This is a genomic window from Streptomyces sp. NPDC127084, from assembly GCF_042724175.1.
GTDB lineage: Bacteria > Actinomycetota > Actinomycetes > Streptomycetales > Streptomycetaceae > Streptomyces.
Genome location: NZ_JBHXFA010000305.1, coordinates 1 through 3,391 on the forward strand (window position 1 = coordinate 1; position 3,391 = coordinate 3,391).

Here is a 3,391-nt window from a genome sequence, read left to right on the forward strand (position 1 = left end):
GCCGCACCCCAGTGCGGCACACCGGAGCGTCCGTCCTCGAACGCCGGACAGGCCTGGATGGCCGGACGCCGCAGCGGGGTGCGGCACACTGCGAGACCCAGCCGCCCCGCGCAAAGGGGCAGCCTGGGTGCTCCACCCGTGGGGGCTCGCCTCAGTCCGTGAGGAACAGCTCCCGTTCCAGGCACTCGTACGTCGCCCCGTGGTCCGCGAGGACCTCCGACACCAGGCCCGGCCGGGCCGCCAGGGCCAGCAGGATGTGCTCGTCCCCGATGGCGCGGTCACGACGGCCGACCGCGATGCGCAAGGACTTCTCCAGGATCTCCTTCGCCTCGCGGGTGAACGACCTGTGTCCCGACCACCGGCGTGAGCCCGTGCGGCCGCCGGACAGCGCGCCCGCGCCGTGGGTTTCCTCGACCCTGGCGACGATCTCCGCCACGTCGATACCGAGACCCGCGAGCGCCTCCGTGTCCGCCCTGGACAGTCCGGCTCGGCGCCTCGCGCCGGCGAGCGCGGACTCCACCGACGACCGGCGCCCCAGCACACCGAGGGCCCGGAAAGCGGACGCGGCCTTGGTGTCCTCCTGGTCCAGCAGGGCCAGCAGCAGGTGCTCTTCGGTGACGGTGCCGGAACCGGTGCGTTCCGCCTGTGCCACGGCACCCGTCACCACAGTGCGGGCACCCGTCGTGAACCGTTCGAACATCACTGCCTCCCGTACTTCTTGTGCACGGCCTGCCTGCTGACACCCAGCTCCGCCGCGATCTCCTGCCACGACCAGCCCTGAGTGCGGGCACTTCTGACCTGGACGGACTCAAGCTGCTCGAGCAGCCGCCGCAGCGCGGCGACAGCGCGCAGGCCGACCCGTGGGTCGCGATCACCCGCCCGCTCGGCAAGGTCGGTTGCTTCGGTCATAGTGTCAACTTAGGTTGACACCCCTTCGACTGTCAACCCCGATTGACAGCCACATCCACCCGCGCACCCGGCCTCGCGTACACCCGGTCGCCCCGCCGCACCCCACCCGACACCTCGACCCGCCACCCCTGCCCGCCCGCCGGTAGCGACAGCCGGGTGACGCCCGGGCGGGCGTCGTACGACAGCCGGTACACCCCGGCCACGGAGTCCCACTCCTCTTCGCACACCACCCCGGCGACCGCCGGGGCGTACGGCGCCGCCGTCTGCTCCTTGTTGGCGCGGAAGCGGCCGCCCTCGTCCACAGCGCAGTAGCCGCCCCCGTAGCACCACACGTAGCCCGCCCAGCCGGAGCTGTAGCGGGCGAGCGAGGCAAGCGCCTCGCGGTAGAAGCGGCCCATGTTCGGCAGGGAGTTGTTCAACGGCCCCCACTCCCCCACCACCACCGGAACCCGGTAGGCCTTCGGGTACGCGGTCACCGCGGCCTCGTACTCCTCGATCCAGCCCGCCTCGGGGTCGTAGTCCCGGCCCGCCTCCATCGCGGCGTTGTAGAAATGCGGGGCGTAGACGACCCGATGGTCCTTGATCCTCCCGAGGCCGGTCGGGACACCCTCGCCCACGATGGGCGTCGGCTCCACGAAGAGCCAGTTGTCCCGGTCGACCGCACGGACCGCGTCCGCGAGCCGGTTGTACATCGCCGTGAGCTGCTCACGTTCGATACGCCGGGCCGCGGACGGCAGGTCCTCGCCCTCCCGCATCTCCCCCATCGGCTCGTTGATCAGGTCATAGCCGAGCACGGCGGGATGGTCCGCGAAACGTCCGGCAAGCACACGCCACATCCGGGCCTGCGACCGCCGCAGATCAGGGTCCTCGTACAGATGTGTGAAAGCCCGCTGCACGGCGGGCTCGAAGTACTCGGCGAACCAGTCGCCCGGATGCGGGGTGAAGGGCAGTCCGTCGGTCCGGGTCGCCCACTCGGGGATCCCGCGATGACCGAAGGCGGGTCCGAAGACGTCCTGATGGGCGTCGATCAGCACCTGGACGTCGTACTTCGCGGCCCAGTCCAGGATCCGCTCGATCTTGCGCAGATACGACTGGCTGTAGCGGCCCCGGACGGGTTCGAGGTCGTCCCAGAACACCAGCAGCCTGGCGAAGTCGAAACCCTGGGCCCTCATGTCCCGCAGATGGCGTTCGGTGATCGCGGACAGGGCCTGGTCGCCCCGATGGTTCTTGTCCTCGATGTTCCAGCCCCGCAGGGTGAGCACCCGGCCATGGTCGTCGGTCAACCGCGGTACACCGGGAGCGGCGTCGGCGGGAGCGGCCGGCGCGCCCGCGGTCAGAAGGACGGTGGAGACGGCAACGGCGAGAAGGCGGTGCATGGCGACCTCCGGCACGGCTCTTACGGCAGTGCCGGAGATCCCATCAGCTCACCTGACGGACCATCAAGAGCCGGTCAGGACAATCTTCCCGAACAGCTCGCCCGCCGCCAGCTTCTCGAAGCCCTCCCGCGCCCGGTCCAGCGGCAGCACCTCGTCGATCACCGGGCGTACGCCTGTGGACTCGCAGAACGCCAGCAGATCCTCAAGCTCGTCCTTGGAGCCCATGGTGGAGCCGACGATCTTCAGTTCGAGGAAGAAGATCCGGGTGAGTTCGGCATGCGAGGGGCGGTCGCCGCTGGTGGCCCCTGAGATGACCAGGGTGCCACCGGGGCGCAGCGACTTGACCGAGTGCGACCAGGTGGCCGCGCCGACGGTCTCGATGACCGCGTCCACCCGCTGTGGCAGCCGGGCGCCGGGCTCGAAGGCGTCCACCGCGCCGAGTTCCACGGCCCGCTTGCGCTTGGCCTCGTCGCGGCTGGTGGCGTAGACGCGCAGTCCGGCCGCCTTGCCGAGCACGATCGCCGCGGTGGCGACGCCGCCGCCCGCGCCCTGGACGAGCACCGAGTCGCCCGGGCGTACCCCCGCGTTGGTGAAGAGCATGCGGTACGCCGTCAGCCAGGCGGTCGGCAGACAGGCGGCCTCCTCGAAGGAGAGCCCCTTCGGCTTGGGCAGTACGTTCCAGGCCGGTACGGCCACCTGTTCGGCGAAGGTCCCCTGGTAGCGCTCGGTCAGGATCGAGCGGGGCTCGTTCGGGCCGACGCCGTGACCGGTCTGGCCGATCACGGAGTGGATCACGACCTCGTTGCCGTCCGGGTCGATGCCCGCGGCATCGCAGCCGAGGATCATCGGGAGCTTGTCCTCGGACAGGCCCACGCCCCGCAGCGACCACAGGTCGTGGTGGTTGAGGGAAGCGGCCTTGACGTTCACGACCGTCCAGCCCGGGGGCACGTCGGGCGCCGGGCGTTCGCCCAGTTCGAGTCCGGTCAGCGGCTGGTCACGATCGATGCGTGCGGCGTAGGCGGCGAACATGACCATGACGATAGGGCTGGCGGGCACGCGGCGGGAACCGCCGACCGGTGTGACACACACCCTCTTTTCACGGCGTG

The 3,391-nt window shown here is 70.5% G+C and carries 4 protein-coding genes; all 4 read right to left on the reverse strand.

The annotated features are described in order from the left end of the window. Positions 1 to 151 precede the first annotated feature (151 nt). The 4 genes from ACFWI9_RS33500 to ACFWI9_RS33515 all read right to left on the reverse strand — a co-directional run bounded on the left by ACFWI9_RS33500 (position 152) and on the right by ACFWI9_RS33515 (position 3,314). A complete protein-coding gene (locus tag ACFWI9_RS33500) occupies positions 152 to 700 on the reverse strand; it encodes a Clp protease N-terminal domain-containing protein (RefSeq protein ID WP_387168861.1) in 549 nt (182 codons plus the stop codon). Continuing rightward, positions 700 to 909, reverse strand: coding sequence for a helix-turn-helix domain-containing protein (locus tag ACFWI9_RS33505; RefSeq protein ID WP_387168864.1), 210 nt, complete (start codon positions 907 to 909; stop codon positions 700 to 702). Before ACFWI9_RS33505 ends, ACFWI9_RS33500 begins: the two co-directional genes overlap by 1 nt. Before the next feature lie 32 nt (positions 910 to 941). After that, positions 942 to 2,285: a cellulase family glycosylhydrolase gene (locus ACFWI9_RS33510; protein WP_387168867.1), complete on the reverse strand. Its 1,344-nt coding sequence runs from the start codon at positions 2,283 to 2,285 to the stop codon at positions 942 to 944. Between the two features lie 63 nt (positions 2,286 to 2,348). Next, complete coding sequence (locus ACFWI9_RS33515; protein WP_387168870.1) at positions 2,349 to 3,314, reverse strand: zinc-binding dehydrogenase; 966 nt, start codon at positions 3,312 to 3,314, stop codon at positions 2,349 to 2,351. Between the last annotated feature and the right edge of the window lie 77 nt (positions 3,315 to 3,391).

Excerpts from the sequence above, each read along its gene's own strand:
- ACFWI9_RS33500 (WP_387168861.1), bottom strand. The coding sequence starts at position 700 with ATGTTCGAACGGTTCACGACGGGTGCCCGCACTGTGGTGACGGGTGCC.
- ACFWI9_RS33505 (WP_387168864.1), bottom strand. The coding sequence starts at position 909 with ATGACCGAAGCAACCGACCTTGCCGAGCGGGCGGGTGATCGCGACCCA.
- ACFWI9_RS33510 (WP_387168867.1), bottom strand. The coding sequence starts at position 2,285 with ATGCACCGCCTTCTCGCCGTTGCCGTCTCCACCGTCCTTCTGACCGCG.
- ACFWI9_RS33515 (WP_387168870.1), bottom strand. The coding sequence starts at position 3,314 with ATGTTCGCCGCCTACGCCGCACGCATCGATCGTGACCAGCCGCTGACC.